We start from the raw sequence: 2,658 nt of genomic DNA, 5'->3' as shown, positions 1-2,658 counted from the left end.
CAAGAAAAACGTAAAAAAACCGTCTCAAGTTGTGAGACGGCTTCTTCTTTTTTGAATTTGTCTTTATCCTTCTTTTTAGACAGCTTTTTCAAAAGGGCTTTTTTTTCTTTAACCCTTTTAATCTGCTCGTCCATGTTATACATAAAGCTGTTGTTGAGGCAGTGCCTTTTTGCCTCTTCATACAGGCCGATAGCTGTGCTGTACATTTCATATTTTTCATACAGCACACCCTTAAGGTAGGTTAGTAACGCTGTGTCAGCGCCTTTAACATTCTGGCCTTTCTCTATTATATTGTGCGCTTCCTCAAGCTCGCCCAAATGTATCAGCAGGCGTGCCAGGTGGCCATATACAGGGGCATAGTTCCTGTCCAGGTACAATGTCATCCTGTAATAATACTCGGCCTGCCTGTAGTCCTCAAGCTGCTCTTCATATATACGGCCCATAAGGCAGTGCGCGCCGGCATGCTCATCATCTGCCGCAATAACATATTGCAGCTTCTCTATGCACTCATCCACATCGTAAGGGTATTTATCCCTTGCCTGGATGTACATCACTTCGTAGGTATTAATTCCCATAGCTCTTATTGTTTGCCGTTTCCGGCTTTTTGTTATACTTTATCCTTTGTCCATACGGACTATTTTTGGCATAAATGTGCCTAATACATCCACCAGTTCCGTTTGCAGCGCCATAACTTTCCTTATATCCTTGTAAGCCATAGGCGCTTCGTCAAGGCCTGCCCCAAGCAGCGTTACCCCATTATCTTTCAGCACCTTTTTAAGTTCGCTTTGTGTAATGGTCTTCTTGGCTACTGTGCGCGACATCTGCCGGCCAGCACCATGTGATGCTGAACTTAATGACAGCGGGTTGCCCTTGCCCTTTACAATATAGCCGGGTGCAGTCATAGACCCAGGAATGATACCCAGCACATTTTCCTGTGCCGGTGTGGCGCCTTTACGGTGCACAATCAGTTCCTGGCCATCAACAATTTCTTTCCACGCAAAGTTGTGGTGGTTCTCTATCATGGCCATTGGCCGCTCACCCATAGCTTTGGCAATACGGCGGTGGATGTCGTGGTGGCATGCCGAGGCATAATCACCGGCCAGGTTCATGGCCAGCCAGTACTCCTGCCCGTCGTGCGTGTCAAGGTCAAGCCAGCCCAAATGGCGCGCCTCCTTAGGCAGGGGCGTGTGCTTCATCGCAAGGTCGGTCCAGTTTTTGGCTATGTTAGCGCCAAGCCCGCGCGACCCGCTGTGCGACAGTACGCCCACATACTTACCCGCTGGCACGTTAATTTGGTTGTTATCACTTAGCACTTCTACAATGCCAAATTCCACAAAGTGGTTACCCCCGCCCGAGCTGCCCAGCTGTTGCCACGCTTTGTCCTTAAGCCGCTTTACAAACGGGATGGTGCGGAACTCATCCCGCTCAAAAAGCTCATGGTCGCCAGGGTTCTTCTGCACCTCGTTGGGGCCGAACTTTGTGTGGTTCTGCAGTATGTTCACATACTTGTCCTGGTGCCCCTCAATATAAGAGGGGTCAACATCAAATATGCTCAGGCACATGCGGCAGCCTATGTCCACACCTACGCCATACGGTATTACGGCATTTTCAGTAGCCAGCACACCGCCTATCGGTAACCCGTAACCGGAGTGGCCGTCAGGCATCAGCGCACCTTTTTTGGAAACCGGAAGCTTCAGCGCCGTGAACAGCTGCTCCTTGGCGCCTTCCTCAATCTCATTTTCACCAAAAATGGTAAAAGGCGCACGCGTAGCGTTTAATGCACGGGCTTCGGTCTTTTTAGCTTCGAGTAATGCCTCGGCTATTTTGCCAAACATACCGTGGCCGATGAACAGCTCCGGATTGTCAACCACCCCTTTCAGGTGGCCCAAAACCTTTTGTTTGGTTTCTTTCTTAAAATGCGTTTGCGCCACATCAAGCGCAATACTTATTGATTTATTCTGTGGGTAGCCTATATCTATCAGGTCCTTATCCTTTAATTTTAATTTTGCCATTTTTTTTAATTTTTTTACAGGCCTGCTTGCCGTGGTCTTTCTTTGTCAGGATAATTAACTATATGAAGAAGCTCTATAATTTATTAGATATTCTTCCTTCGTCAGAATGACAAAGCTTACCCGGGACATTTTATATCGCATTATCACAAGCCCTTATCAGTATTTGCATTAGCACATTAACTAGTACAAACCACCAAAAGCTTAACTCTTTTTCAGGAACCTGATGAACAGCAACATCTGCTTCTGCAGGAGGAGCATAATCCTCATGATAATCTAAAACAAGTCCTTCCTGCTTAGCCCACAAAGCCACTATTTCTTCTGCTTCGGCAGAAATAAAGTCATTGTACTTAGCTTTTGCCTGAACAATGGCTTTTGTTTCAGGGATTACTTGCAGCGTGGCAAGTATTTCAAAGCCTTTTACACCTGGTGTGAATTTCCTTAGCGAGAAGATAGCCGAGTGGCCGTCCATACAATCATAAGTATAATCTGCCACACAGTGTTCCATTTCATAACCTTCTTCATACAAAGCCACTGAGTTTTGCCAAAAATGAGAAAGTAGTTGCGGTAACAAATTTTGGCTGAGTTTGAGAAAAGGCAGTACCTCACCAAAGATGGCAGGTAAGCACCGGCTGCCGGGCTTAGCCCT

The 2,658-nt window shown here is 46.8% G+C and carries 3 protein-coding genes; all 3 read right to left on the bottom strand.

Features of this window, described 5'->3' with window-relative positions; translation table 11 throughout:
* Positions 1–575 (bottom strand): tetratricopeptide repeat protein (locus CHU92_RS01090; RefSeq protein WP_094411743.1); only part of this gene is annotated, 575 nt, incomplete at its 3' end.
* 39 nt (positions 576–614) lie between these two features.
* Positions 615–2,012, bottom strand: coding sequence for an RtcB family protein (locus CHU92_RS01085; protein WP_094411741.1), 1,398 nt, complete (start codon positions 2,010–2,012; stop codon positions 615–617).
* Positions 2,013–2,142: 130 nt separating this feature from the next.
* A partial coding sequence (locus tag CHU92_RS01080; RefSeq protein WP_207759782.1) for a PcfJ domain-containing protein occupies positions 2,143–2,658 on the bottom strand: 516 nt, incomplete at its 5' end.

The sequence above is a fragment of the Flavobacterium cyanobacteriorum genome (assembly GCF_002251835.1).
GTDB classification, from domain to species: Bacteria; Bacteroidota; Bacteroidia; order Flavobacteriales; family Flavobacteriaceae; genus Flavobacterium; species Flavobacterium cyanobacteriorum.
Note: the sequence above shows the minus strand (reverse complement) of the source record. Positions and strands in the feature narration are given on the sequence as shown.